This window comes from Methylocaldum marinum (genome assembly GCF_003584645.1).
Lineage (GTDB): Bacteria > Pseudomonadota > Gammaproteobacteria > Methylococcales > Methylococcaceae > Methylocaldum > Methylocaldum marinum.
This window is the reverse complement of sequence record NZ_AP017928.1, coordinates 5,488,919-5,512,693: the sequence shown is the minus strand read 5'-3', so window position 1 is coordinate 5,512,693 and position 23,775 is coordinate 5,488,919. Positions and strand designations below refer to the sequence as shown.

Annotated in this window: 40 protein-coding genes; 23 read left to right on the top strand and 17 right to left on the bottom strand. The window is 52.3% G+C overall.

The window, feature by feature from the left end:
- Positions 1 to 172 precede the first annotated feature (172 nt).
- The 4 genes from sS8_RS24665 to sS8_RS28820 form a co-directional block, all read right to left on the bottom strand.
- Complete coding sequence (locus sS8_RS24665; protein ID WP_119632083.1) at positions 173 to 685, bottom strand: hypothetical protein; 513 nt, start codon at positions 683 to 685, stop codon at positions 173 to 175.
- Positions 685 to 1,197: a hypothetical protein gene (locus sS8_RS24660; RefSeq protein WP_119632082.1), complete on the bottom strand. Its 513-nt coding sequence runs from the start codon at positions 1,195 to 1,197 to the stop codon at positions 685 to 687. The genes sS8_RS24665 and sS8_RS24660 overlap by 1 nt, the downstream gene beginning before the upstream one ends.
- Positions 1,198 to 1,840: 643 nt before the next feature.
- On the bottom strand, positions 1,841 to 2,221 hold the full coding sequence (locus sS8_RS24655; RefSeq protein ID WP_119632081.1) for a DUF1493 family protein: 381 nt from the start codon (positions 2,219 to 2,221) through the stop codon (positions 1,841 to 1,843).
- On the bottom strand, positions 2,215 to 2,499 hold the full coding sequence (locus tag sS8_RS28820; protein WP_408631183.1) for an STM2901 family protein: 285 nt from the start codon (positions 2,497 to 2,499) through the stop codon (positions 2,215 to 2,217). Before sS8_RS28820 ends, sS8_RS24655 begins: the two co-directional genes overlap by 7 nt.
- Positions 2,500 to 2,853: 354 nt before the next feature.
- Between sS8_RS28820 and sS8_RS24645 the strand changes: the two genes are divergently transcribed.
- On the top strand, positions 2,854 to 3,030 hold the full coding sequence (locus sS8_RS24645; RefSeq protein ID WP_197716625.1) for a hypothetical protein: 177 nt from the start codon (positions 2,854 to 2,856) through the stop codon (positions 3,028 to 3,030).
- A gap of 195 nt (positions 3,031 to 3,225) precedes the next feature.
- On the opposite strand, the gene sS8_RS24640 is transcribed toward sS8_RS24645, so the two are convergent.
- Both sS8_RS24640 and sS8_RS24635 read right to left on the bottom strand, forming a co-directional pair.
- Positions 3,226 to 3,525, bottom strand: coding sequence for a hypothetical protein (locus sS8_RS24640; RefSeq protein ID WP_170161250.1), 300 nt, complete (start codon positions 3,523 to 3,525; stop codon positions 3,226 to 3,228).
- A 120-nt stretch (positions 3,526 to 3,645) separates the two neighbouring features.
- Entirely contained in the window at positions 3,646 to 4,467 is an 822-nt protein-coding gene (locus tag sS8_RS24635; RefSeq protein ID WP_119632079.1) for a polymorphic toxin type 44 domain-containing protein, read from the bottom strand.
- Between the two features lie 86 nt (positions 4,468 to 4,553).
- Here sS8_RS24635 and sS8_RS24630 point away from each other — a divergent pair, with 86 nt between their 5' ends.
- From sS8_RS24630 to sS8_RS24615, 4 genes are all read left to right on the top strand, one after another.
- The gene (locus sS8_RS24630; protein ID WP_119632078.1) at positions 4,554 to 5,084 is read left to right on the top strand and encodes a helix-turn-helix domain-containing protein; all 531 of its coding nucleotides are present in this window, start codon (positions 4,554 to 4,556) and stop codon (positions 5,082 to 5,084) included.
- Positions 4,975 to 5,481, top strand: a complete 507-nt coding sequence (locus sS8_RS24625; protein WP_119632077.1) for a transposase family protein — start codon at positions 4,975 to 4,977, stop codon at positions 5,479 to 5,481. Before sS8_RS24630 ends, sS8_RS24625 begins: the two co-directional genes overlap by 110 nt.
- Before the next feature lie 204 nt (positions 5,482 to 5,685).
- On the top strand, positions 5,686 to 6,162 hold the full coding sequence (locus tag sS8_RS24620; RefSeq protein WP_119631593.1) for a helix-turn-helix domain-containing protein: 477 nt from the start codon (positions 5,686 to 5,688) through the stop codon (positions 6,160 to 6,162).
- Positions 6,159 to 6,572 carry a transposase family protein gene (locus sS8_RS24615; protein ID WP_119628027.1) on the top strand — a complete coding sequence of 138 codons (414 nt, stop codon included), beginning with the start codon at positions 6,159 to 6,161 and terminating at the stop codon, positions 6,570 to 6,572. The genes sS8_RS24620 and sS8_RS24615 overlap by 4 nt, the downstream gene beginning before the upstream one ends.
- 226 nt (positions 6,573 to 6,798) lie before the next feature.
- On the opposite strand, the gene sS8_RS24610 is transcribed toward sS8_RS24615, so the two are convergent.
- From sS8_RS24610 to sS8_RS24590, 6 genes are all read right to left on the bottom strand, one after another.
- Positions 6,799 to 7,086: a hypothetical protein gene (locus sS8_RS24610; protein ID WP_145986674.1), complete on the bottom strand. Its 288-nt coding sequence runs from the start codon at positions 7,084 to 7,086 to the stop codon at positions 6,799 to 6,801.
- Positions 7,087 to 7,156: 70 nt separating this feature from the next.
- Positions 7,157 to 7,393, bottom strand: a complete 237-nt coding sequence (locus sS8_RS27840) for a hypothetical protein (protein ID WP_145986673.1) — start codon at positions 7,391 to 7,393, stop codon at positions 7,157 to 7,159.
- Between the two features lie 111 nt (positions 7,394 to 7,504).
- Positions 7,505 to 7,978: a transposase family protein gene (locus sS8_RS24605; RefSeq protein ID WP_170161247.1), complete on the bottom strand. Its 474-nt coding sequence runs from the start codon at positions 7,976 to 7,978 to the stop codon at positions 7,505 to 7,507.
- A gap of 85 nt (positions 7,979 to 8,063) precedes the next feature.
- On the bottom strand, positions 8,064 to 8,537 hold the full coding sequence (locus sS8_RS24600; protein WP_170161106.1) for a transposase family protein: 474 nt from the start codon (positions 8,535 to 8,537) through the stop codon (positions 8,064 to 8,066).
- The gene (locus sS8_RS24595; protein ID WP_119628746.1) at positions 8,461 to 8,991 is read right to left on the bottom strand and encodes a helix-turn-helix domain-containing protein; all 531 of its coding nucleotides are present in this window, start codon (positions 8,989 to 8,991) and stop codon (positions 8,461 to 8,463) included. Before sS8_RS24595 ends, sS8_RS24600 begins: the two co-directional genes overlap by 77 nt.
- A gap of 75 nt (positions 8,992 to 9,066) precedes the next feature.
- Positions 9,067 to 9,471, bottom strand: a complete 405-nt coding sequence (locus sS8_RS24590; RefSeq protein WP_119632074.1) for a helix-turn-helix domain-containing protein — start codon at positions 9,469 to 9,471, stop codon at positions 9,067 to 9,069.
- Positions 9,472 to 9,627: 156 nt separating this feature from the next.
- Here sS8_RS24590 and sS8_RS24585 point away from each other — a divergent pair, with 156 nt between their 5' ends.
- From sS8_RS24585 to sS8_RS28815, 6 genes are all read left to right on the top strand, one after another.
- Positions 9,628 to 10,266, top strand: coding sequence for a helix-turn-helix domain-containing protein (locus tag sS8_RS24585; protein ID WP_119632073.1), 639 nt, complete (start codon positions 9,628 to 9,630; stop codon positions 10,264 to 10,266).
- A gap of 48 nt (positions 10,267 to 10,314) precedes the next feature.
- Positions 10,315 to 11,118, top strand: coding sequence for a hypothetical protein (locus tag sS8_RS24580; RefSeq protein WP_119632072.1), 804 nt, complete (start codon positions 10,315 to 10,317; stop codon positions 11,116 to 11,118).
- Between the two features lie 146 nt (positions 11,119 to 11,264).
- Positions 11,265 to 11,555 carry a hypothetical protein gene (locus sS8_RS24575; RefSeq protein WP_119632071.1) on the top strand — a complete coding sequence of 97 codons (291 nt, stop codon included), beginning with the start codon at positions 11,265 to 11,267 and terminating at the stop codon, positions 11,553 to 11,555.
- Positions 11,552 to 12,178 (top strand): hypothetical protein, encoded by a 627-nt coding sequence (locus sS8_RS24570; protein ID WP_119632070.1) that lies wholly within the window; start codon positions 11,552 to 11,554, stop codon positions 12,176 to 12,178. Before sS8_RS24575 ends, sS8_RS24570 begins: the two co-directional genes overlap by 4 nt.
- 8 nt (positions 12,179 to 12,186) lie before the next feature.
- A complete protein-coding gene (locus sS8_RS24565) occupies positions 12,187 to 12,762 on the top strand; it encodes a hypothetical protein (protein ID WP_119632069.1) in 576 nt (191 codons plus the stop codon).
- Between the two features lie 12 nt (positions 12,763 to 12,774).
- A complete protein-coding gene (locus sS8_RS28815; RefSeq protein WP_197716624.1) occupies positions 12,775 to 13,428 on the top strand; it encodes a DUF4158 domain-containing protein in 654 nt (217 codons plus the stop codon).
- A gap of 435 nt (positions 13,429 to 13,863) precedes the next feature.
- Here sS8_RS28815 and tnpC read toward each other — a convergent pair whose 3' ends face one another.
- From tnpC to tnpA (sS8_RS24545), 3 genes are read right to left on the bottom strand one after another with little or no spacing between them, the layout of a single operon-like run.
- Positions 13,864 to 15,375 carry an IS66 family transposase gene (gene tnpC / locus sS8_RS24555; RefSeq protein ID WP_119630943.1) on the bottom strand — a complete coding sequence of 504 codons (1,512 nt, stop codon included), beginning with the start codon at positions 15,373 to 15,375 and terminating at the stop codon, positions 13,864 to 13,866.
- A gap of 58 nt (positions 15,376 to 15,433) precedes the next feature.
- On the bottom strand, positions 15,434 to 15,775 hold the full coding sequence (gene tnpB / locus sS8_RS24550) for an IS66 family insertion sequence element accessory protein TnpB (RefSeq protein WP_119627852.1): 342 nt from the start codon (positions 15,773 to 15,775) through the stop codon (positions 15,434 to 15,436).
- Positions 15,775 to 16,077, bottom strand: a complete 303-nt coding sequence (gene tnpA / locus sS8_RS24545; RefSeq protein WP_119627851.1) for an IS66 family insertion sequence element accessory protein TnpA — start codon at positions 16,075 to 16,077, stop codon at positions 15,775 to 15,777. Before tnpA (sS8_RS24545) ends, tnpB (sS8_RS24550) begins: the two co-directional genes overlap by 1 nt.
- Positions 16,078 to 16,106: 29 nt before the next feature.
- On the opposite strand from tnpA (sS8_RS24545), the gene sS8_RS24540 reads away from it, so the two are divergent.
- The 10 genes from sS8_RS24540 to sS8_RS24495 all read left to right on the top strand — a co-directional run bounded on the left by sS8_RS24540 (position 16,107) and on the right by sS8_RS24495 (position 21,928).
- Complete coding sequence (locus tag sS8_RS24540; RefSeq protein ID WP_170161246.1) at positions 16,107 to 16,415, top strand: transposase family protein; 309 nt, start codon at positions 16,107 to 16,109, stop codon at positions 16,413 to 16,415.
- A gap of 278 nt (positions 16,416 to 16,693) precedes the next feature.
- A complete protein-coding gene (locus sS8_RS24535) occupies positions 16,694 to 17,047 on the top strand; it encodes a hypothetical protein (RefSeq protein ID WP_119632067.1) in 354 nt (117 codons plus the stop codon).
- Positions 17,048 to 17,178: 131 nt separating this feature from the next.
- A complete protein-coding gene (locus tag sS8_RS24530) occupies positions 17,179 to 17,874 on the top strand; it encodes a phospholipase D family protein (protein WP_119627862.1) in 696 nt (231 codons plus the stop codon).
- Between the two features lie 78 nt (positions 17,875 to 17,952).
- On the top strand, positions 17,953 to 18,312 hold the full coding sequence (locus sS8_RS24525) for a hypothetical protein (RefSeq protein WP_119632066.1): 360 nt from the start codon (positions 17,953 to 17,955) through the stop codon (positions 18,310 to 18,312).
- A 138-nt stretch (positions 18,313 to 18,450) separates the two neighbouring features.
- Positions 18,451 to 18,984 carry a P-loop NTPase family protein gene (locus sS8_RS24520; RefSeq protein ID WP_119632999.1) on the top strand — a complete coding sequence of 178 codons (534 nt, stop codon included), beginning with the start codon at positions 18,451 to 18,453 and terminating at the stop codon, positions 18,982 to 18,984.
- Between the two features lie 98 nt (positions 18,985 to 19,082).
- Positions 19,083 to 19,877 (top strand): hypothetical protein, encoded by a 795-nt coding sequence (locus sS8_RS24515; protein ID WP_197716623.1) that lies wholly within the window; start codon positions 19,083 to 19,085, stop codon positions 19,875 to 19,877.
- Positions 19,878 to 20,012: 135 nt separating this feature from the next.
- Positions 20,013 to 20,234 (top strand): addiction module protein, encoded by a 222-nt coding sequence (locus tag sS8_RS24510; RefSeq protein WP_119632065.1) that lies wholly within the window; start codon positions 20,013 to 20,015, stop codon positions 20,232 to 20,234.
- Entirely contained in the window at positions 20,234 to 20,530 is a 297-nt protein-coding gene (locus sS8_RS24505; protein ID WP_119632064.1) for a type II toxin-antitoxin system RelE/ParE family toxin, read from the top strand. Before sS8_RS24510 ends, sS8_RS24505 begins: the two co-directional genes overlap by 1 nt.
- Before the next feature lie 93 nt (positions 20,531 to 20,623).
- Entirely contained in the window at positions 20,624 to 20,980 is a 357-nt protein-coding gene (locus sS8_RS24500; RefSeq protein WP_119632063.1) for a hypothetical protein, read from the top strand.
- Positions 20,981 to 21,139: 159 nt separating this feature from the next.
- A complete protein-coding gene (locus tag sS8_RS24495; protein ID WP_119632062.1) occupies positions 21,140 to 21,928 on the top strand; it encodes a PEP-CTERM sorting domain-containing protein in 789 nt (262 codons plus the stop codon).
- 166 nt (positions 21,929 to 22,094) lie between these two features.
- On the opposite strand, the gene sS8_RS24490 is transcribed toward sS8_RS24495, so the two are convergent.
- Positions 22,095 to 22,508, bottom strand: a complete 414-nt coding sequence (locus sS8_RS24490) for a transposase family protein (RefSeq protein WP_119630822.1) — start codon at positions 22,506 to 22,508, stop codon at positions 22,095 to 22,097.
- Positions 22,505 to 22,816, bottom strand: a complete 312-nt coding sequence (locus sS8_RS24485; protein ID WP_119632061.1) for a helix-turn-helix domain-containing protein — start codon at positions 22,814 to 22,816, stop codon at positions 22,505 to 22,507. The genes sS8_RS24490 and sS8_RS24485 overlap by 4 nt, the downstream gene beginning before the upstream one ends.
- Positions 22,817 to 23,073: 257 nt before the next feature.
- On the opposite strand from sS8_RS24485, the gene tnpA (sS8_RS24480) reads away from it, so the two are divergent.
- Both tnpA (sS8_RS24480) and tnpB (sS8_RS24475) read left to right on the top strand, forming a co-directional pair.
- Positions 23,074 to 23,376 (top strand): IS66 family insertion sequence element accessory protein TnpA, encoded by a 303-nt coding sequence (gene tnpA, locus sS8_RS24480; RefSeq protein ID WP_119627851.1) that lies wholly within the window; start codon positions 23,074 to 23,076, stop codon positions 23,374 to 23,376.
- Complete coding sequence (gene tnpB / locus sS8_RS24475) at positions 23,376 to 23,717, top strand: IS66 family insertion sequence element accessory protein TnpB (protein WP_119627852.1); 342 nt, start codon at positions 23,376 to 23,378, stop codon at positions 23,715 to 23,717. Before tnpA (sS8_RS24480) ends, tnpB (sS8_RS24475) begins: the two co-directional genes overlap by 1 nt.
- Positions 23,718 to 23,775: the final 58 nt, after the last annotated feature.

Genomic DNA, 23,775 nt, shown 5'->3' with positions numbered 1-23,775 from the left:
CTCCGGAGGAAGCGCCCCGCGCGGACCCGCATGCGGGGTGCCGTGGGGCTGGGGGCTAAACACCCCCAGCTACCCGATTAGCCATCGTTGTCCGAAAAGGGTAGCGTTCCCTTTTCCCATACTGCTCTATGGGAGCCGTATGGCCTATCCGCCCCGAGCTTTGGGGTGACAATCACTCATCGTCGTAGTGATAGAAGCTCGCCCTGACCCGGGAAGCATCCGGGTCCTCTTTTGGAAACGGGACCGGACCGCCACTCAGATGCTCCGGAAACGGCGTTTCTAACAGTTTGACGCGACCAAACTGGGTCAAAGCGGTTTCGGCTCCGAAATGATAATAAGCCAACACTTCGCTCCGCGGCCCGGACGTCCGGATCCACATATCATCGCTAGAATCGGGTGAGAGCACGTCGAGCCGGAACGTGTGCACGCCGCGATACGTTGATCCGATGAGCGGGATGTATCGCGGGTTACCGTCGCTTCCGGGAACTGCCGCCACGAGCAACGCCGAATCGGCCTGATACGCGATCATCAACGAAACCGTACGGTCGCCGCCCCGAACGGAGCCGAGCGTCACTTGCTCGCGCTCGGCAAGGACAACCTGTGCCTCCACCCGCAGCGCTGACCACAGAACGAGCAGAGCCAGCACAGCGAAGACTCCGATTCTCTTCATTGCGTTTGCTCGCATTACCACCTCCTCTCCACACCGGTCCTTGGAATGACGCGCATCGTTCCGGATTTCCAATCGACAGATTCCTTCCAGTTCCACCACATGTACTGGGACCGCATGCCGCTCAAGCGGAATGCCGGGTCGTCCGCAAACCGCCCGAAGGATCGCCTGCTCATATTGTTGTACATCCAGAAATCCATTGTCGCGGTCTTGGCCGCGCAATCGACCCGGTCGGCAGTCGTGTAGAGATTAAACGACCCGATCGAGCAGGTGTAGAGATTGCGGGTCTGAATTTCGGGGTGAGTGCCCGGAAGCACGAAATCGGCGGCCTTACTGCCGACATAGACAACAAATGCGTTCTGGCAGGTTTGCGGGTCCGTTCCCGGAGGGCTCGGCACGAAGTCGCGTAGGCGCTTGGCTTGGGCGCATCGGTCATGGTTGGCCTCCAGGTCGGGTTTGTCGTGTACCTGCCGCTCCAGGTGGAGCAGTTCATTCGGAGGTGATTCTTGGTGCGCGACGGCGTCGATCACGGGCCTCCATTGGCACACAATGCGCGGTAACTATCGCTTTCCGGCATGATCCAAAGCCGCTCTCTTGAAAGAGGAGAGAAAAATTCGTCCAGAATATCGCCGATAGTTGTCATGTTGAGTCCTCCTTAGGGGCAAGAAACGAACCTAGAAATTGTGATTTGCTAACGCTGCCCTGCAACGGCTTGTTGGACAGAGCCGCTTCGCGGAGAAAGGCTCCGAAGCCAGAGCTGGCTGAGGTGAATTGCCGCGCCAAAGTGACTAGGATTGGACTTGTGTATACGCCCATGGATTCCAGCGCGGTACTGGAATCGTCGGAATCTTGCCGGTACCAGCGCGCAGCGCCCAAATGCAAGCTCGCGCCCACCGAGGAGGAAGACTCCTGCTTGTTCGATCGGACGAAACACGATACGCTGCCAGCGTGGATTTCGCCGCCAAAAACGTATCTTTTTGTTTTAGCAAGAGAATCCACCGCAAAAAGATATTTTTTCCTATATCCTGCCTTTCAGGTTGTCAAGCGGTTTTTTGGCTACCCTCGCCCCACCTGCCGCCTTTAACGCTCCTTTATTGCCTCTAACGGGCTCGTCCAACAAACGGTTCAGATCGTGGAGAGCTCCGCTTCGCTCTCACGATCTAACCTTATTCGTTAGCCGCCAGCCTTGCCTGAAGACTCTGAGGATACTTGGTTAAGTTTTGCAGAATTCCATTCGCCTTCGCGAGCAGCCGCCTCAAGCATCCCGAGTGTGATCCGCATCTTTGGTTTTTGCTTTCTCAACCGAGGGAGAAGCCACAGACCTTCTGCCTCGAAGTAATTGGTTGAGTCGTAGTCTCCCTTTTTTACTGCGAAGAGAGTGGCATATTGTTCCATGAACTCAAAGGCATCGTCGCCAGTAAGACCGAGGTCGGAGACGAGGTCGGTGTTTCTCGTCAGTTCCTGTGAACCCATGACGCGCGAAAATCCCTTGGTTGGAAGCTTCTCAACGAGAGCAACGATACGGGACCAGATAGTGTCTTTGTTGGTCACCATAGTCTGTCTTCCTTCAAAGCACGCAAGTTGTATTGAAAAACACTATTACGAATGATCTGCACGACATCGTATGTCAATATCGCCCATCCAACGCCAGGAACGAGTCGACCAACAAAGGCGCCAAGACTCTTTGTGAATGTGATTTTTAGCGTGGAGAGACTGGCGCCGGTTAATGTTGGCAAGGCAAACGGCAGTTGATGCTTGATCAAGCGCCTAGAAACTACTGATGCCACCGAAGTTCCCTTTGTCGCACCCGCGAATTTTCCTCTGGTTGGCAGAAAGGCTGTCCGGAAAGAACAGCTAGTGCTGCCGCAGCATCTGCGCCTCCAAGCTGCTCAAGCGTTTGGTCAACGGCAATCCACAAAAACAACTCTTCTCGGGTGAGATTGGTAAGGGTGTTGTACGAATACAAGTTTGGCATAAAACTCCTGTGATGGGGGTTCACGTTTCACGTAACAGGCGACCAAAAGCATAGCGAGGAAAGAGCGACGCTTTTGGGCGCCCTTGTTGACGCGGTTGTTGGACGGAGCCGCTTTGCGGAGAAGTAAAGGCATCTTAGGCCCCATGGATAAAATGTAACCTCACGCCCCCAATCGGGAGAGTTTAAGCAGAAAATCTCGAGGTTACGACACATGAGTTCTCCATCCGCAGCGGACTTCGACCGCCTTTATCAATCCCACCTCAAGCATCTCAAGCTCAAGGGCCTGCAACCGAACACCATCGACACCTATGCCCGCACCATCCGCCGGGCCGGCGGGCCGGCGGGTACTTCGATCTCCGGATCGATGCGCTCACCGAGGCGCAACTGACCGACTATTTCACCGATCTTTCGGCCTTCCATTCCTGAAGGCCGTAGGGCGGGTTAGCGTACTCGCCTAACCCGCCTTTCCGCGGTCTGCGGCGGGTTACGGTGGAGTACCACCTAACCCGCCCTACCGTACTAGTTTGTAGCTTGGGCTGAGCAATAGCTAAGCCCAACTTCACGGCTTCAATGTGTTGGACTTTCACTGCATTCCGCCCAATTCATTTACATAGTATTTCAAGAATAGCGTCATATTTTGAGGTTTCTCGGTTGGGTAATCCGAGTATGACTGTGCCTGGATTATAAATGCGCCAATCCCAATAATGAAAACCAACACATTGCCAAATAGCATCCCCAGCCACAGAGGTTTATGACAGCGATTCGCAAGATATAGGCTAGTTGCCGCCGTGATGAAAAGGACGATTAGCAAAACTGGCCCGACAATAAAAACAAGAAAGCCATTATTGGCACCAGAATTAACGCCGATGTCGTAGTACTTCATGTACATGCTCATGAGGCTTAGCGCTAGCAAAGCCACGGGGATTGGAAACAGGAAATATAAGACTTTGCACATCGACAAAGGCAATGCTTTTAGTTTGGTTGTTTCATTCATATTGAAGCTTTAGTCAGCGGGCTCTTTATAGTCGTTATTGGTAATGACAACATTCGTCGCATCTTCCGCTTTTACTCCTTTACTAATCTCTCGATTCCGAGCAGATATATAGTTCGATGCTTGAGATATGATGGCTTTCCGAAGCGTTTCCTGAGTAAGATTGATTCCGACACTTTTCCACAGGTCGACACCAATTTTTACGCTGATGACGTCACCCTCGTCATTGTCGCCTGCGCCTGGAAGCCCAGACGCCGCGCCATCCTGAAGCGTTTTTTCATCAAAGCCACATTTCGTTCCAACATACCCATAATGAATGTTCGACCAAACATCGTAATAATATTCATGAAAAACATCGCCACGAATTGGAAAGTGGAAGGCTCGCCCCAAAGTTCCAAATGGACGCGGCGGAGTACCCATCGATTCATACATTTTATGTAAAATCGGCTTGTGATCCCAAGGGCCATTCTCCCTAACCTGCAAAAACCAACGGGCTTCCGCTTCGGCCATCGCAATACCGGATTGCCGTATCGTCGCATTGAAAATAGCTAGATCGCCATATATTCGGAATAGCTCGTACCACTGGGCCTTCTTCATGTCTTCATGTGCTTGGTCACTGTCGTTTTTTAATTGTTTGCTCCGAGTGATAGCATCGGTGATTACTTTGGCTTCGGGGCCATTGGCATTATTAACCATTTCCGAAAGCATATATTTCACCGTTAGATCATAGCGCCGATAGTCAGGCACTATAAGCCGTTGACCAATCTGCAGTATCGCCTTGGGCTTCAGTCCATTCAGTTTGGCTAAATCATCGGCTAAAGGGCCATATCCCAATTGGTGAATAGAGTTGTACCTGATGCTAATGCATGGTATTGATAGCCCACTTGTTTCTCAAACAAATCCGAATATAAAAACCTTCCATGATCTACGACAAATTTAGCCAAATAACCGATGACCGCATCGTGGCAGCGTTGATTGGAATGCCCAAGGCGAAGTTCACAGCCCTCGTCAAAGTATTCGAGTCGGCCGCTCAAGCCATCGATCGAGAGCGTGTCGAAAAGGGCGAGATAAAACACGTCAAACAGGGCGGCCCTAAAGGTTATCTTGATTCTTACGAGAAAAAGCTGTTTTTCGTTTTGTACTATCTGAAAACCTATCCCACTTTTGACGTTCTGGGCTTTCATTTCGGTTTTAGTGGCGGACATGCCCATGCCCACATCGACCGGTTGCTGCCGGTTTTAGTGCGAGCGTTGACAAGCCTCAACGTCATGCCGGAGCGCACGCTAACAACCCCAGAAGAATTCTCTCAACTCATTGATCAATATAAGAACATAGCGATCGATGGCGTGGAGGTCGCTTGCGTTCGACCCCAAGATGAAACTGAACAGGAAAAGCATTACAGCGGAAAAAAAAAGACATACGCTCAAATCCCTCGTAATCTCCGACTTTAATCGAAGGATATTGTTTTTGTGTTGCATTGTGGCAGGCAGCGTACATGACTACACACTCATGAAAGACGTCTTCACGCCGGATTCAGCGTGGTTCGAGAAGGTCAATTTATGGCTTGACTTAGGATTTCTGGGGGCGGACAAAGATTATCAAAGCACCCAAATATATCTACCATACAAGAAACCTAGAAAATCCAAGAAAAACCCTAATCCGACATTGACGCCTGAGCAGAAGAAACAGAACAGAAAACAAGCCGCCACGCGGGTCATCGTTGAGCATGCCATCGGTGGCATGAAGTTCTTCCACTGCTTGATGCATCGGATTAGAAATCACCTGGATCACTTCGTGGATTATTTCTTCTCACTTTCCGCCGGGCTTTGGAACTACAAAATCTGTTGATTTACAATTGTTTAGCATCGGAAACAACTCTAATGGAGATCGACCAGAGAGAATCTCTACGTCGGACATCGTAATGCGCAATGGTGTCTGGAATTTTTGGAGGTGCCATTTCTCGTAACCTTATGTATTAGACATTATCGGAAACTAGCATGACAGTCTGTCATTGAATAACGAAGAGAACTTAAGAGAACTAAGGGCAAGAGTATGGTTTCCTACGAAGACGTGAAGCAAAAGCCGAAGACATTGATGGCCATGACCAGTCTGAAGGCCTCCGAGTTTGAGGAACGCTTGGTTTCTTTTGCGGCGACAGGGGACGAAGAAACCGGCAGGAACCTGACTAAAGGAGGGCGTCCGCCGATTATCGCGAGCATGGCCGATCGGCTGCTGTTCATCCTGTTCTATCTGAAGACCTACCCTCTGCAAGAGGTCATCGCGCATCTGTTCGGCATGAGCCAACCCCAGGCCAACTTCACGATCCACCGGTTGAGCAGGGTGCTCAACAAGACACTTGACGCCCGCGGGCACAAGCCCGCCCGGCTCACCGAGGAGATGCTGTCCAGGCTGGAGCAGGAGACGCGGCAGGACTTGGGCATAGACGGAACGGAAAGGCGCATCAACCGCCCCGTCAACAACCTAGGGCAACGCATCCACTACAGCGGTAAAAAAAATGCCACACCGTGAAGAACAACCTTGTCGGCGGCCTGGAGGACAGGCAGGTCAAGTACTTGGGCTCGACCCATGAGGGCAAGAAGCACGACAAGAAGATCTGCGACGAAGAAGGGACCCGGTTCCCCGACGGCGTCGAGTTGTATCGCGACAGCGGCTTCCAGGGACACGAACTGGCGAATGTCACAGTCCACCAGCCGAAGAAGAGGCCGCGCAACGGCCGGCTTTCGGCCGACGACCAGGAGGCCAACCGGCTCCGCTCAAGCATCCGCGTGATCATCGAACACATCCTCTCGGGAATCAAGCGGTGCCGCGTCGTCAAAGACGTGTTCAGGAACACCAAGGAAGGCTACGACGATGTCGTCATTGAATTGGCCTGCGGCCTGCACAATTACAGGCGCTACTGCCGAAACCAGAGTTATTGATAGCCGGCCTTTTCCTCTGTTCCGGTTATGAAAGGTGGTTTCCGATAATGTCTAATATAAAACTCTTTCGGATACATGATATCTCCTTGATAATTTCTCGAACTATTGGCGCTAACGCAAAGCTAAGCTGACCTCTGAAGCGTAGCGAAAGCGGGTCGGCTTAAGCGTTTCGTTAAGCTAAGTTTGTAGCTCCTAATTACGCGGGTTCAGAGGTAACGGATGCCTACTATTCCCGTAGGAGAATAAAAATATTACGAGTATCTAATGGCATCCATCGGTGCTGAGTGTCGGGCGCTTTAGAGTCGACACTGATTTCCACATAAATGGATTTGACATTGTCATCTCCGAGACTATTCAGCGGGACAGGATTGTTGGTTGTGACATCATAGACGGTCAAAGTCAGAGCTTGCTTTTCTATACGAATGATATCCGCAAGATTTTCAGCAGCCCGTTGCTCTTCCTCGTCCGTTTTGCAGCCGATTAATTGATCAAGAGCATTGTCAATCTTATCCATGTTTTTTGCTCCACAGGAAATGTTAAGTATTGAGTAAGTGATGAACAGAAAAAAAAGCCAAAATTTCATCTTAGTTAAGTCCAAGCCCGGCAATTTGCTCGTTAAGCCATTTCACAAATCCTTCATTGTGTCGCATACTGACGACCTCGCAAGAGTGCATTATGCTTTGAGTATCGCCAACATGAGGGCTGCTTTTCAAATATTCATCGTCTATACCGAGCATATGACCAAATTCATGCACTGCGCCCCTTTGCTTACAACCTGAACCAGGAGCCTTGGTGACTGGCGTCAAATCCTCGCTATCCAAGGTCACATTTCCTAATCTTGATCGCACGGAGCTCGTGCGGAAACTTCCAGCTTTGATTTTGGTTACTGTAATTTCCCAATAGAGTTGTTTCAGATGCTAAACAATTGTAAATCAACAGATTTTATAGTTCCAAAGCCCGGCGGAAAGTGAGAAAAAATAATCCACGAAGTGACCCAGATGATTTCTAATCCGATGCATCATGCAGTGGAAGAACTTCATGCCACCGATGGCATGCTCAACGATGACCCGCGCGGCGGCTTGTTTTCTGTTCTGTTTCTTCTGCTCAGGCGTCAATGTCGGATTAGGGTTTTTCTTGGATTTTCTAGGTTTCTTGTGGGGTAGATATATTTGGGTACTTTGATAATCTTTGTCCGCGCCCAGAAATCCTAAGTCAAGCCATAAATTGACCTTCTCGAACCACGCTGAACCCGGCGTGAAGACGTCTTTCATGAGTGTGTAGTCATGTACGCTGCCTGCCACAATGCAACACAAAAACAATATCCTTCGATTAAAGTCGGAGATTACGAGGGATTTGAGCGTATGTCTTTTTTTTTCCGCTGTAATGCTTTTCCTGTTCAGTTTCATCTTGGGGTCGAACGCAAGCGACCTCCACGCCATCGATCGCTATGTTCTTATATTAGAGTTGCTTCCGATGCTAAACAATTGTAAATCAACAGATTTTGTAGTTCCAAAGCCCGGCGGAAAGTGAGAAAAAATAATCCACGAAGTGACCCAGATGATTTCTAATCCGATGCATCATGCAGTGGAAGAACTTCATGCCACCGATGGCATGCTCAACGATGACCCGCGTGGCGGCTTGTTTTCTGTTCTGTTTCTTCTGCTCAGGCGTCAATGTCGGATTAGGGTTTTTCTTGGATTTTCTAGGTTTCTTGTGGGGTAGATATATTTGGGTACTTTGATAATCTTTGTCCGCGCCCAGAAATCCTAAGTCAAGCCATAAATTGACCTTCTCGAACCACGCTGAACCCGGTGTGAAGACGTCTTTCATGAGTGTGTAGTCATGTACGCTGCCTGCCACAATGCAACACAAAAACAATATCCTTCGATTAAAGTCGGAGATTACGAGGGATTTGAGCGTATGTCTTTTTTTTTCCGCTGTAATGCTTTTCCTGTTCAGTTTCATCTTGGGGTCGAACGCAAGCGACCTCCACGCCATCGATCGCTATGTTCTTATATTGATCAATGAGTTGAGAGAATTCTTCTGGGGTTGTTAGCGTGCGCTCCGGCATGACGTTGAGGCTTGTCAACGCTCGCACTAAAACCGGCAGCAACCGGTCGATGTGGGCATGGGCATGTCCGCCACTAAAACCGAAATGAAAGCCCAGAACGTCAAAAGTGGGATAGGTTTTCAGATAGTACAAAACGAAAAACAGCTTTTTCTCGTAAGAATCAAGATAACCTTTAGGGCCGCCCTGTTTGACGTGTTTTATCTCGCCCTTTTCGACACGCTCTCGATCGATGGCTTGAGCGGCCGACTCAAATACTTTGACGAGGGCTGTGAACTTCGCCTTGGGCATTCCAATCAACGATGCCACGATGCGGTCATCGGTTATTTGGCTAAATTTGTCGTAGATCATGGAAGGTTTTTATATTCGGATTTGTTTGAGAAACAAGTGGGCTATCAATACCATGCATTAGCATCAGGTACAACTCTATTGATCAATGAGTTGAGAGAATTCTTCTGGGGTTGTTAGCGTGCGCTCCGGCATGACGTTGAGGCTTGTCAACGCTCGCACTAAAACCGGCAGCAACCGGTCGATGTGGGCATGGGCATGTCCGCCACTAAAACCGAAATGAAAGCCCAGAACGTCAAAAGTGGGATAGGTTTTCAGATAGTACAAAACGAAAAACAGCTTTTTCTCGTAAGAATCAAGATAACCTTTAGGGCCGCCCTGTTTGACGTGTTTTATCTCGCCCTTTTCGACACGCTCTCGATCGATGGCTTGAGCGGCCGACTCGAATACTTTGACGAGGGCTGTGAACTTCGCCTTGGGCATTCCAATCAACGATGCCACGATGCGGTCATCGGTTATTTGGCTAAATTTGTCGTAGATCATGGAAGGTTTTTATATTCGGATTTATTTGAGAAATAAGTGGGCTATCAATACCATGCATTAGCATCAGGTACAACTCTATTAAAGTAAATATATATTTTATAGTTCTTATGGTATCATGTGTGTAATTGGTATTGAGTACTTGCAGGAGGTACCGCGATGCAGTCCTTAAATGATGAAGCCATCCAGGTAGAGAATCTGAAAATCCGGGCAACCCTGGCTCGTGCTGTGCGCGACACCCTGGTTCAAAACCATCTGACCCAAATTGAGGCCGCCGAGCGTCTTGGCATTTCCCAGCCACGAGTAAGCGCCTTGCTTAAAGGCAAAGCCAGAGAGTTCCGTGTGGACGCGCTGGTCAACATGGCACTCAAGCTGGGCCTAAACGTCTCTCTGGAGGTCGATGCACTTCCTAAACGGGATGTTCTGACACCAGGGGGCATTCTGGATCGCATGTGTGAATCTGCCATTCAACAAGACACCGTTGCCTTTATGGATGACGTACAGCTTTTCTGGCGCAAAGAGTGGGACTTATCTCAAGTGCCGGATCCCCACGAAAAAGATGCGTTGAAATATGCGCTGAAGGCTTGCTTCTTGGAGCGCATGGCCGCGGTTTGGTCAGAGCCGCCGAAATCTCACCCTGCGAACGCGCCCGACTGGTGTCAGCGTGTACCGGCGGTACAGAAAGAGTTTTCCGTGATCCCGGAAGAATATCGGGAATTTTATGAGGGAGACCTAGTGTCACCCATTTTTAGCAAGCGCAATATTTTTGCGCCACGCGATTTTATGTTTTTTGTATAAATATACCAGCAATACAACTTTTATCGTTCGAGCACAGGGATCTATGACATGAGTAAAAAAGACAACCTCAAGAAAAAGGCTGAAGCATGTTTGGCAAAGAAAGTGGACATACCTATGTCACCGCTTTGGCATATGGGCAAGGCAGTCAAGTTTGGTTCCGATAGTAATCTCAAAATCATGCAAGAGGCAATCGACTATCTTACGTGCAAAGCTCAAGCAAAGATGGAGTTTAATGCGGATGATAAAGAGTTTTTAAAAGAGCTGTATGAAGCTTTTTGGTGGGGAGGGCATTATTCTGGATTAAAAGAAGCTGCCCAGTTGGCGAACCACTATGTGAATGGCAATGGTGTGCCACTCAGGATAAATCCAGAAGTTTATAAAACGTCGAAAATCGTGATTGCTACTATGTCTGCAATGAAATTGTTTATTGCTGAACGTAAAAATAAGAGAAAACCTTTCACAAATATTCGCTGCGATCATGTTGAGTTTCGGCAAAGCAAATATGCTGCACCTCTTCGCCGCATGAACTACATGACTGAAGGCAAAATGAAACCCAGTGGGGTATTGGAGGCTGCACAAAAAAACCACCGACTGCATAAGACAGACGGGCATTTTTACCTAGATAGTTTCAACCTTGTCATAAATGGCGGCGGGATAAAAACGACGTGGTCGGTCAAAAGCATTTACGACTTTGAACCTTTTGAAAAGAAGGATTATTACACCGAGATACCCCTCGGGGATTTTAAGCTAATTTTACCTGACGGCCTGTCAGAGTATATGACGCGCATCGGCGTTGCGAAAGTATTCCACTATTCTGCCGAGTGGCAAGAAACGTGGAGTGCCGTTCAATGATCTTGATAAACGACTGTCTCAATACACTACGATATGCCGCTGTCTTACTGCTGGCCTGTTTAAGTCAGGCTTCCTGCTCTGATTCTGGCTCCGTTAGTCGATGCTCTTTGACATCTGATTCTGTGTCAATCACTAGCAGTCTTTCCGTGGAGGAAAAGACTTATTATCTGGTTTACCGTATCAGTGGTTGGCACGAAAAAATTGAAAGTTTTGAGCTGTATGGTACCGAGCCATCATTCGATAATTGTGGGGAGAGCACCGTTGCACCCCTATTTGGCGAGTCTATAGACGATAAAGACAGCAACAATAATGATCAGTACGTGGCTCATATTTATTTTGAACCGCCCAACCGTTTTGTTTTCGACTATGCACCAGGCACGCCGCCCAAACCGGCTTACCACAAAAGCCTAATCTTGGAGCGAAAGAACACGCAATGAAGCGGCGTTTGATGTGGTGGTTCGGATTATCGGTGTGCCTGACATTAGGGCTGACTACCTATAGCCTCCTGGCAGGGGAAGACCGCTTTTCCAACATGTTCAGAATCACGCTCGAAAACCGAGTGAATCAAACACTCGCCAGACTTTCGCAGGCGACCGCCAAAGATACGCTTACTCCATCGGATAGGCGACTGGTGAAGGTTTTCGTATCATCAGGCATTGCTTTGGGGCGGTGGGTATACCCGGAAGCGGCGCAGGTGCTTTCACATTATATTAATGGCAAGGGTAAACCACTGGCGTTGCCATCCGATTATTTTCAAAAAAGCCGGTATTTAAATGAGCTTATCCACAGCAAAAAAGATGGTATTCACGGCCCTTTAACTTTTCAACAAAAGCGTGACTGGCGTTTATCGTTGGCATTAAATCCGCTTTACCTTGCGATCAGTGGCGACCATATCAAACTCTATCACCCCAAAATAGAATTCGCGCATGCGCCTCAAAGCGATGTGTATACAGTGGTGCCCATCGGAAAACTCAACATTGTATTTTACGACAATCTCATATCAGCACTGAATCCCACTCCGTTCTATGTGTTCTCTGAGTGGACGGTTGCCAGCAAATAAGGGCTTTTATGTACCAGTATTCCAGCACCAGCAAACAGATCAGCATCCACACTTTAACCAAAGCGCTAAATCGCCTGGGTGATTTGCTCCAGAAAGAAAATAAGCGATTGGAGCTGACCTGCTGTTGGGGAATTATCAGCTTGATGTATTTCCACTCCCGCGCCATGACCCAGGATGTCGATGCCATCTTTCCCGCGAATCCGGCCAACAAACAGCTGCTGATTAAACTGATCAAGCAGGTCGGTGAAGAAATGGGGTTGGCGGCTGATGAAAAATCGCTGTGGTTCAATGACAGCGTCAGCTTTTTCGGTCTGGAAACCACGTCCAATGTTATTATTTTTCAGCATCCCTTCCTGGTCTTAAAAGCCGCGAGCTGGGAAGAACTCCTGGCCCATAAAGTTCACGCCTCACGCCATGACAAAGACATTCAGGATGCGGTGCGCCTGTTGAAAGAAATCAAGGGTAAGGAGAAAGAGCAGATTTACAAGGCCGTAAAAAAGTACGCGCCTTTTACCCCACACGTCCCGGAGCCCTTGTTGAGAAAACGTTTTGAAGGGGTTTGGAATATCGCCTTCAAGAAATAAAGCCGGGATCTCATGATGACCGCCAAAGAGAAGTTCCTAACCCAGCGGCAGCGTTACCAGCCAGTGACATTGCCGCAGGACTTCTCCGATGAGGAAATGGCCAGGGACTGGACGTTATCAGAAGCCGACAAGAAAGAAGTCAATCGCTACCGCACCAACTCCCGCCTATTCATCGCCATTCAGCTTTGTGCCGTGCGCCTGTATGGCCGTTTCCTGGTGGAGGTCAACGACCTGTCGCCACGCATTGTGAGCTACCTTAACAGCCAGCTTGAATTGCCGCCCTCGCTGACCATCAATACGCCTGATCGGGATGCTACCTTTTCTGAGCAGCGCAAAAATATCCTTACCTATCTGGGCTTTTCCAAATACGACGATAGCGCACAGGCCAGCCTGGAAAAGTGGTTGTCGAAACAGGCCGAGCAAGGTTACTTAGTGCCTGAACGCATGGAAATGGGGTCAGGTCTTGTAATCAAGCATGCTGGAATACAAGACCTGACCCCATTTCCACTCGATGACATCAAAAAGAACACGAGCTACGGAGATTTCATCGTTAAATTCCGGCCCCGATTTGCAAGTCTTCTCACATTATCGGGGGTTCCAATGAAAGTTGGACGTTATTGGAAACTGGTTTTCATATACTTTTGGGACCGCGGCTGCCGTCAATAACTGTGATGGCGGCAGTGGCTTCTATAATTGTGCAGGCCGCAGGTAAGATCGATGCCTCGACTCTCCCGGATCCCACTGCGTTTCATCCGGGCAACTCGCAGACGCGGCTTGCCGCCGAGTGGGGCATCCCCACCCCGAATTAACCCGGCTTATGTTTATAGGCCGGGTCAATCGTACGCATGCGAGCGTGTTCCCTCTCATTGCAGGACCTCTGGTGAAGCCAAGCCGTAAACTATTAGCTGGAACAATTCGTTCGATGTCGATACGCCGTCACGGCGGGTGGTGAGCAAGGTGTGTCCAGCCATGGAAATGGGGTCAGGTCTTGTAATCAAGCATGCTGGAATACAAGACCTGACCCCATTTCCACTCCGAACGTAAGCGTTCGGCGGTACCCGGACTTGTGGTCGCAGTGGCGAACGGTTAAGTGGTCGCTTGTTACGCCCCGGGCAGCTTGCAGTTGTGAGGAAGCAGGCTGTCGATGTCCTTCTGCTTGGTGGAAGGCAGGCGGTTGAGGACATCCTTCAGATAGGCCTCCGGATTGATGCCCAGCTCCTTGCAGGTCTGGATCAGGCTGAAGACGGTGGCGGCGACCTGGCCGCCCTTGGGCGAGCCGAGGAACAGCCAGTTCTTGCGGTCGATGGTCAGCGGGCGGATGGCCCGTTCGCTCCGGTTGTTGTCGATCTCCAGGCGACCGTCTTCGGTATAGCGCTCCAGCGCCGGCCAGTTCTTGAGGGCATAGCCGATGGCCTGGGCAGTGGGGGTCTTGGGCGCCAGCTGGCGCAGCCGGTCTTCGAGCCAGGCCTTGAACTCGGCCAGGATCGGCCGCGCCTGTTCCTGCCGTAGCTTTCGGGTGCCTTCGGCGTCGAGTTGCTGTTCTTTGGCCTCCCGTTCGATGGCGTAGAGCCGGCCGATGTACTCCAAGGCCTCATGGGCGCTGATGCGCTTGCCGTTCTCGGTCTGTCGGGCAATCTCGAAGAACTTGCGGCGCGCATGCGCCCAGCACGCCACTTCCAGGACCTTGCCCGCGGCGAAGATCTGGTCGTAACCGGCATAGGCGTCCGCCTGCAGGTAGCCGCTGTAGCCTTCCAGTTTGGCCTTGGGATGCTTGCCCGCCCGGGTTTCGGTGTGGTCATAGACGACGATGGGCGGCGAGTGGCCGGCGTATACCCAAAACCGGGTTTCCCGCGTCTTGCCGCGGTCCTGCACCGCCACAGTGGTGTCGTCCGAGAAGATCACCGGCTGTTGCTTGAGCAACGCCAGCATCCGCTCGACCAAGGGCTGCAGCTGCCAGCCGCTCTGGATGACCCAGTCGCACAACGTGGTGCGGGCAATGGGGACACCCTGGTGGGCAAAGATTTGCTCGATGCGGTACAGCGGCAGGTGATAGCCGTATTTGGCCATCAGCAGATGTGCCAGAAGACCCGGCAGAGGGATGCCCTGCTCGATGATTTGCGGCGGGGCCGGTACCGTGGTCAACTGCCCTTGGCACTTCGCGCAGGCGCACTTTTCCCGCCGCGTTTCCACGACCTTCAGTTGCGCCGGGACGTAATCCAAGCGTTCGGAGCTTTCGTAGCCGATCACCGGCCGTTCCTCACCGCAGGCAGGACACTGCCGGTCTTGTGCCGACAACGGCAATACCACGATCTCTCGCGGCAGATGCGCCGGCAGTGCGGTGCGCTTCGGTTGATTCTTGGCGGGCGATTGCACCACCACCGTCTTGAACGCCACCGGACTGGCGACGGGGGCGTCCTCGGGCACCTCATCCCACAGCGGCAGTTGGTCGATGTCGGGGAGGGTCGCCAGTCGCTCGGAACGGGCGCCGAACAGCAGCTTCTTCAGCTGCGCCAGGTCGAATTCCAGCCGTTCGATGCGCGCCTCGCGCTGGGCCAGGGTGGCCTTTAGAGTACGATTTTCTTCGGCGAGAGCGGCGGCATTCATGGCTGCCATTATACCCGGTGGACCACCCGAAAGCCCAGCTCTGATGCGGGTTTCAGGCACTTTCGACTCAGCCGACCCGACCCGCGCGAACCGCGCGGAAACGGGCCACCGTCAGGTCCACGCCTTCCAGCAACAGCAGCAGGTCCGAGCGCGAAATCGTCCCCTGAACCGGCTTGCGGAAGCGGCCTTTCTCCAGCCGCTTGTAGGCCAGCCAGAAACCGTGACGATCCCACCACAACAGCTTCACCTTGTCCCGGCCCCGGTTGAAAAACACGAACACCGCACCCGATAACGGCGAATGCCCCAGACTGCTCTCCACCGCCAGCGCCAAACCATCGATGGACTTGCGCAAATCGACCGGCTCGGCCACCACATACACCGCCGCCGCACTCAGAATCGTCGCCAGCATCACGAGACCAATGCGGCCACCACCTGCTTCAACAACCCGGCATCGAACCCCGGTTTCACCTCGATGCGAACCCCGCCCACCGACAACCACAGACCACCGACTGCTGTCTCACCGCCATCTACCCGCATCAACGTCAGTGGCGCCACCACCGCTGGCTGCGCTACGCGTCGACGCCAGTAGATGAACGCCGCATAGCTGACCGCCTCACGCGCACACCAAGCGCGCACCGACAACCCACTCCCTGCCTGTTGCTCCAGCAGGACCCGCCAATGCATCTCTCGTTCTTGTTTCGTCATCGCCATCTCCTCCTCTTCGGGAATATGGCGATACTGTGACTCAGGCGCTAATCGGTGGGAATTATGCGGACAGCCGGACGCTTACCTCCGAACTGGCGAATGTCACAGTCCACCAGCCGAAGAAGAGGCCGCGCAACGGCCGGCTTTCGGCCGACGACCAGGAGGCCAACCGGCTCCACTCAAGCATCCGCGTGATCATCGAACACATCCTCTCGGGAATCAAGCGGTGCCGCGTCGTCAAAGACGTGTTCAGGAACACCAAGGAAGGCTACGACGATGTCGTCATTGAATTGGCCTGCGGCCTGCACAATTACAGGCGCTACTGCCGAAACCAGAGTTATTGATAGCCGGCCTTTTCCTCTGTTCCGGTTATGAAAGGTGGTTTCCGATAATGTCTAATGTTTGACGCGGATTTTGTCCCGCACTTGATCCAATAGTTTCGGCTTGCTCGGCATAATGGGCAGGTGTATAAAACCAACGGCGACCGACCCCGCTAAAGATAGCAAGGCCTTGAAATTTGGGCGGTTCCTGAAAGCGAAATCAGTTTATACCCCACAAATGGCGTAATATAAGGCGCCTTTTAGGGGGTCTACTTTATGTTGGGCCTCTTGAGAATCGGCAGATGAGCTTCACCATACAGAAAGACAACGTTGTGCCGTACGGACCGGAAGAACTCCGAAGCTTCCGGGTATATGGATTCGAGTGGATCGACAACCTTCACTTCCTCGTGGATCCGAAAGAGTTTCTCGGATCAAGAACAGAGGCATATGAAGAAGTGGCAAAAGAGCGTTTTCTGGAGGCGGGCTGGGCAGGTGATGGCAAGATTCAGCTTCTATGGCTGCCCCCCTTCGTTTTTCCGCTGAGTCTCGGCGTCGCTTCTGAGGGAGTCATTCTTTGGCATGTGAAGCAAAAGGATGATGGTGTTTCTTTCCTGCTCGCTCCGGTTGCGCTTCCGTTTGAGGAGTTTCAGCAGTGAATGCCGGGCCCAACAAGTCCTTTCAGACCGACGCCCCGGACGCTACACCTCATTTTCACGCAGCCGCAGCGGGGCGCGGCTGAAGATTTGCGTTAGCCCTCACAAATCCACACCATCCATTCGGAGTCACGATGGCAAAGTTCCTGAACACAAGCGCGACGAATTACTTCCTCGAAGAACTCATCAAGAGCGCCAAGGATCGGCTCATCCTCATCAGTCCCTTTCTTCGTCTCAATGAGAGAATCAAGGAACTCCTCGAAGACAAGAACCGCCTCAAGATTGATGTGCGCGTCGTGTATGGCAAGAGCGAGCTACAGCCCGAAGAGATCAACTGGCTGAGAGAACTCACCTACCTCAGAACGAGCTTCTGCAAGAACCTTCACGCGAAGTGCTATCTGAACGAAGAGCTGTGCATCATCACGAGCCTGAATCTCTATGAGTTCAGCCAAGTGAACAACAATGAAATGGGAGTTCTCGTTCGCCGCTCCGAAGATCCGGAACTCTACAAAGAAGCCTACGAAGAAGCACAACGCATCATCCGCATCAGCGATGAAATCCGCATTTCCGTAGAAACCGTCGAAAAGGAAGCAGAGTCCTCCGCCGAAGGAGAAGACTCAACGCCCGACAAACTGACTACGTCGAAGCTTGCCCAGAAGGTCGGAGTAAAGACCAACGAGCTGATTGAACGGCTGGTGAAGGCCGGATACCTCGAAGTAAAGGAAGGCAAGAACTACATCACCGCCAAAGGAAAGGAAGCTGGTGGCGAGTTCCGCATGAGTCCAAAGTTTGGCCCGTATTTCCTATGGCCTGAGAGTTTTCGGCCGTGAGGGCTAACCCATCGTTGCAGGGGACCTTGCGCATAAAGCCGCGCAAGGCCCTGAACTCAAACGTTAGGTGCTTTCAAAATGGATTGGCAACCAATCACAGAATCACAAATCTGGGATAAGATTCTTCAGGCAGAAGCCCGAATGAATCCAGAACAGTCTCGTCTTTGGTCAGCGATAAAAATTTTGCCTCAAAAATGGCAGCAGACGCCCTATGGAACTGAAGGGAATGGTTTTTGGGTTGTTGCAATACTTGGTGAGCTTGTGCTCTGGTTTAATGACATTGAAGATGGATTTAATGTCTCACACTACAAAAAACATGGTGAAATCGAAGAGTACTGGTGTAATCAAGATGAATTGGAGTGGGCAGTGCAATCTTTATTGAATCTCATCCAGCAAGGCTACACCTTGCCTAAATGTAGCCCACCAATAGCAGGATAATATGGTGCAGACACCTAACCCAGCGCTCAACCGGAGCGCGGGGACAAGGCGGTTTTATTTTTCAGCTTTCCGGTGCCGCGCCCGGTTAGCTTTACGTTGGGCGTCATGGAGAGCAGATCAGTGAGCAGAGTATTTGAGATGAGGCGAGTCGCAGTTTTCGGCAACGCTGGCGGCGGTAAATCAACGCTAGCTCGGCAACTGGCCAGCATTACCCGTTTGCCGCTGCACTCACTCGACACCATTAAATACCGGCCTGGCGGTGTGGAGGTGCCTCACAACGAGTACCTTCAGATCCATTCCGAACTCATGCGCGGAGACGAGTGGATCATTGACGGGTTCGGCTGCGTGCCGTCAGCCTGGGAACGTTTCTCGGCTGCTGACACGTTGATCTACGTCGATCTACCGCTATTCACGCATTATGTCTGGGTGGCAAAGCGTCTCGTAAAGGGCTTAATCGTCACGCCCGAGGGGTGGCCTGAGAACAGTCCAATATGGCGCGGCACATTGAACAGCTATCGCGTACTTCGGCTCTGTCATGAGAAATTGACACCCAAGTACCGGCAGTTGGTTGCAGAGCAGGCCCGTCACAAGCGAGTGCATCACCTGAGATCGACCAGCGCTATAAAGGCTTTTGTCGGAGCTGTTACTAATGAGTATTCGGGCATTCGCTGAGGCGACGCCCAACAACACCATCAACGCGGACAGTGAAAAGCGGCGCGAAAAGCTTGCGCCGCTTTTCACTGCCGGTTATGGCGAACGTTAGATCACACATGGGAAAGTACCTCGACCTGTACAAGCAGAGAAGGAACGCGTCAGAAGCCATCGACGCTCTCTTCAAGAACGCCCATCACTGCTTGGTGATCCACTATTCGTGCGAGAGCTTTTACGATCGCGTTGATGGCCGTACTCCACGCATCACGAGCATCGCCGCGCGGCAGCTGGATTCTGGGCAGACCCGGTCTTTCTCGATCCACAAGATCGCAGAGATCCAGAAGGTAGACCTCGCCGATATTGAAAGACACTACGATCGCCTTGAGCGGGAGATGCTCGACGAGTTCTTTGCCTTCGCAGCCACCCACACACACTGCACGTGGCTACACTGGAACATGCGAGATATCAATTACGGGTTCCAAGCGCTAGAGCATAGGCATCGTGTGCTCGGCGGCACCCCGTTCGAAACCAAGGACGAGAAGAAGCTGGACCTATCTAGGCTACTGATTTCAATCTACGGTGTCCGCTACGCCGGGCACCCGCGGCTTGAGTCGCTCATGAAGCTCAACCGAATTACGCACCAGGACTTCCTCTCAGGGAAAGCGGAAGCTGCCGCTTGGGAAGGCCGAGAGTTCGTAAAGCTACACCAATCAACACTGCGAAAGGTAGATGTCATGGCCAACCTCGCGGGTCGTGCGCATAGCCGCACACTCGCAACTCAGGCGCCTTGGCAAGATCGCTTGCACTTCCATCCTTCTGTCATCGTGGAGCTTGTGAAGGAGCATTGGTTATACGGGCTTCTCGGTTTCGTGCTGGCAGGAGCGGGCGTGCTAAGGCTGGTGGGTGTGATCTAACTATTCGTCTAAGCCGACGCCACTTCGTGTCGCGGCTTAACTCAGGCGTTCGGCCGCAAGGATTCATCGGCAGGCGAAAAGGTCGCTCAGCAGTAGACTGAGACAGTCACGAATTCACTCTTCCAGGAGATCACCATGAAGACAGAAGACTTGTTGCGAGAAATCGAATCCCTCCCCGTGGAGGAGCGCGCACGGGTAGCTGACTCGGTGCTCAAGACTCTAAACCCAACAGAATCAGAAATTGACAAGAAATGGGCTGAGGTAGCAAAGCGAAGACTTGACGAGATCAAGGCGGGCGCAGTGAAGCCGGTTTCGGGACAAGATGTCTTTGACGAAATCTGGAAGCGGTTCTCTTAATGTTGTACTCCTTTCATCCGGAGGCCCATGCCGAATTCCGGCTCGCAATCGATTATTACGAGGAGCGAGAAAAGACGCTCGGGCATCAATTTGCGGTGGAAGTGTATGCGGCTATCGAGCGAACTGCAGCGCATCCCGGAATGTGGCCATTCTTAGAAAAAGGTATTCGTCGGTGTCTTGTTCGCCGATTCCCTTACGGCATTGTGTACCACCATGACGAAGGCAATGACGAGTTGGTAATCCTCGCGGTAATGCATCTCCATAGAGAACCGTACTATTGGGTCCATCGAAGCTGATGCCGAACAATGCGCTCAACTCGGACCGCCTCAGTCGCTACGCTCCTTCGGCGACCGGTTAGCGCAAGCGTTAGGCAAGAAAAGGGATGACACATGTTTGGTTTTGGTAAGCGTAAGAAATACAACGGCACGGTCGATACAAAGCTCAACAATGAGTATCAGATTGCCACCCGTGATAATCCCAGGTTCCCTGGCGCGCTTGCCTACTTGGAACTCATTGATAATGCGTGGAAGGCAAAGATGTCTGAGGATGAGGGGGCGCTCTACATAGCTACCCTCTATTACTGCGGCCTTATCAAGCATGGGTTTCACCCTGAATCTAGCTCTCTGCACTCCCGCATTCAGTCCATTGTAGCTCTTGGCTTGTCCAAGGGCCTGATTTCGCAAGAACGTTGGGCTAAGTTCTCCGGGGCAATCCAGAAGGCCAACTCAGAGGCGGGCGTTGCGTGAGATTGCCTAACAATCGGTTGCACTCCGACCCGCAAAAGCGGCGCGGTTTCGGTGGCATCTATGGACTTCATCTGGCCGCTTTTGCGGTCGGGTGAACCGAAACGTTAGGCATGTGAAGCAGCAACTTCTTTCAACCGCAAGACATAAGGAGAAACGATAATGAAACTTAAACATTCGATAATTGCTGGCCTCTGCACAATGATGTTTACATCAGCCGCACAGGCAACAACCGTCGTTCTGTATGACCAGAATTTTGAGAACCCGGCTGCGTTTGTGAACGATGGCGGTGATGTCAACATCTTCAATTCAGTGAACACCCTTTATGGAAACCAACCGCCCGGTTTTGCTTTTGCACAGCAATTCACCGTGGAAACGCTGCTTATCACCGGCAACCAAGCATTCGGTCATGGGTATTCCGATCCTTCGGGCAAAGGAGGAAATTACGCGCTTGGAATGCTTTCAGACGGACAAAACGATTTGCTCGGATTGTCTTTTAATGTTGGAAGCAATCCGTTTCTGAACGTGCGCCTGGATATTTCAAGTATTGATCTCAGCGTGTTTGGGGGGCCTTTCGTCCCGCCGGGAGCGGTGCCGACTTTTGAATTCACTTTGTACGACAATCCCAGCGGGGCCACCGGTCTAGGCGGCGGGACGATTTTGGATGTGCTGCAAGCGTCCGGCACTGCGTCGGCGCAGGATGTGTTTGACTGGACGGAAGTCCTGCTACCACTTGATGCCAGTGGCAACACCAATGGCAACGTAACCCTGCGAATCGACCTCTTGGCCGGCGGCTATGCGGCACTGGACAACTTCCGTATCGCCGCCTCCGATACCCCCGAAGATGTCGGTGCCGTACCAGAACCGGCAACGTTTGCCTTGGTTGCAATAGGCTTGGCAGGGTTTGGTGTCTCGCGTGGAAAACGGCATCACGTCTTGCCTGCTGCCTAACATTGCGCTCCACCCGACCCGCACCCACAAGCCATTTCGTGATTTCAAATTTCGTGGTGGGCGCGGGCGGGTGAGCTTCCGCGTTATGCATTTACACCCTCGGCGGAATAAATAGACATTATCGGAAACCACCTTTCATAACCGGAACAGAGGAAATGGCCGGCTATCAATAACTCTGGTTTCGGCAGTAGCGCCTGTAATTGTGCAGGCCGCAGGCCAATTCAATGACGACATCGTCGTAGCCTTCCTTGGTGTTCCTGAACACGTCTTTGACGACGCGGCACCGCTTGATTCCCGAGAGGATGTGTTCGATGATCACGCGGATGCTTGAGTGGAGCCGGTTGGCCTCCTGGTCGTCGGCCGAAAGCCGGCCGTTGCGCGGCCTCTTCTTCGGCTGGTGGACTGTGACATTCGCCAGTTCGTGTCCCTGGAAGCCGCTGTCGCGATACAGCTCGACGCCGTCGGAGAACCGGGTCCCTTCTTCGTCGCAGATCTTCTTGTCGTGCTTCTTGCCCTCATGGGTCGAGCCCAAGTACTTGACCTGCCGGTCCTCCAGGCCGCCGACAAGGTTGTTCTTCACGGTGTGGCATTTTTTTTACCGCTGTAGTGGATGCGTTGCCCCAGGTCGTTGACGGGGCGGTTGATGCGCCTTTCCGTTCCGTCTATGCCCAAGTCCTGCCGCGTCTCCTGCTCCAGCCTGGACAGCATCTCCTCGGTGAGCCGGGCGGGCTTGTGCCCGCGGGCGTCAAGTGTCTTGTTGAGCACCCTGCTCAACCGGTGGATCGTGAAGTTGGCCTGGGGTTGGCTCATGCCGAACAGATGCGCGATGACCTCTTGCAGAGGGTAGGTCTTCAGATAGAACAGGATGAACAGCAGCCGGTCGGCCATGCTCGCGATAATCGGCGGACGCCCTCCTTTAGTCAGGTTCCTGCCGGTTTCTTCGTCCCATGCCGCCGGGAAATGGGGTCACCGCCGGGAAATGGGGTCAGGTCTTGTAATCAAGCATGCTGGAATACAAGACCTGACCCCATTTCCACTCGATGACATCAAAAAGAACACGAGCTACGTAAGCGTCCGGCTGTCCGCATAATTCCCACCGATTAGCGCCTGAGTCACAGTATCGCCATATTCCCGAAGAGGAGGAGATGGCGATGACGAAACAAGAACGAGAGATGCATTGGCGGGTCCTGCTGGAGCAACAGGCAGGGAGTGGGTTGTCGGTGCGCGCTTGGTGTGCGCGCGAGGCGGTCAGCTATGCGGCGTTCATCTACTGGCGTCGACGCGTAGCGCAGCCAGCGGTGGTGGCGCCACTGACGTTGATGCGGGTAGATGGCGGTGAGACAGCAGTCGGTGGTCTGTGGTTGTCGGTGGGCGGGGTTCGCATCGAGGTGAAACCGGGGTTCGATGCCGGGTTGTTGAAGCAGGTGGTGGCCGCATTGGTCTCGTGATGCTGGCGACGATTCTGAGTGCGGCGGCGGTGTATGTGGTGGCCGAGCCGGTCGATTTGCGCAAGTCCATCGATGGTTTGGCGCTGGCGGTGGAGAGCAGTCTGGGGCATTCGCCGTTATCGGGTGCGGTGTTCGTGTTTTTCAACCGGGGCCGGGACAAGGTGAAGCTGTTGTGGTGGGATCGTCACGGTTTCTGGCTGGCCTACAAGCGGCTGGAGAAAGGCCGCTTCCGCAAGCCGGTTCAGGGGACGATTTCGCGCTCGGACCTGCTGCTGTTGCTGGAAGGCGTGGACCTGACGGTGGCCCGTTTCCGCGCGGTTCGCGCGGGTCGGGTCGGCTGAGTCGAAAGTGCCTGAAACCCGCATCAGAGCTGGGCTTTCGGGTGGTCCACCGGGTATA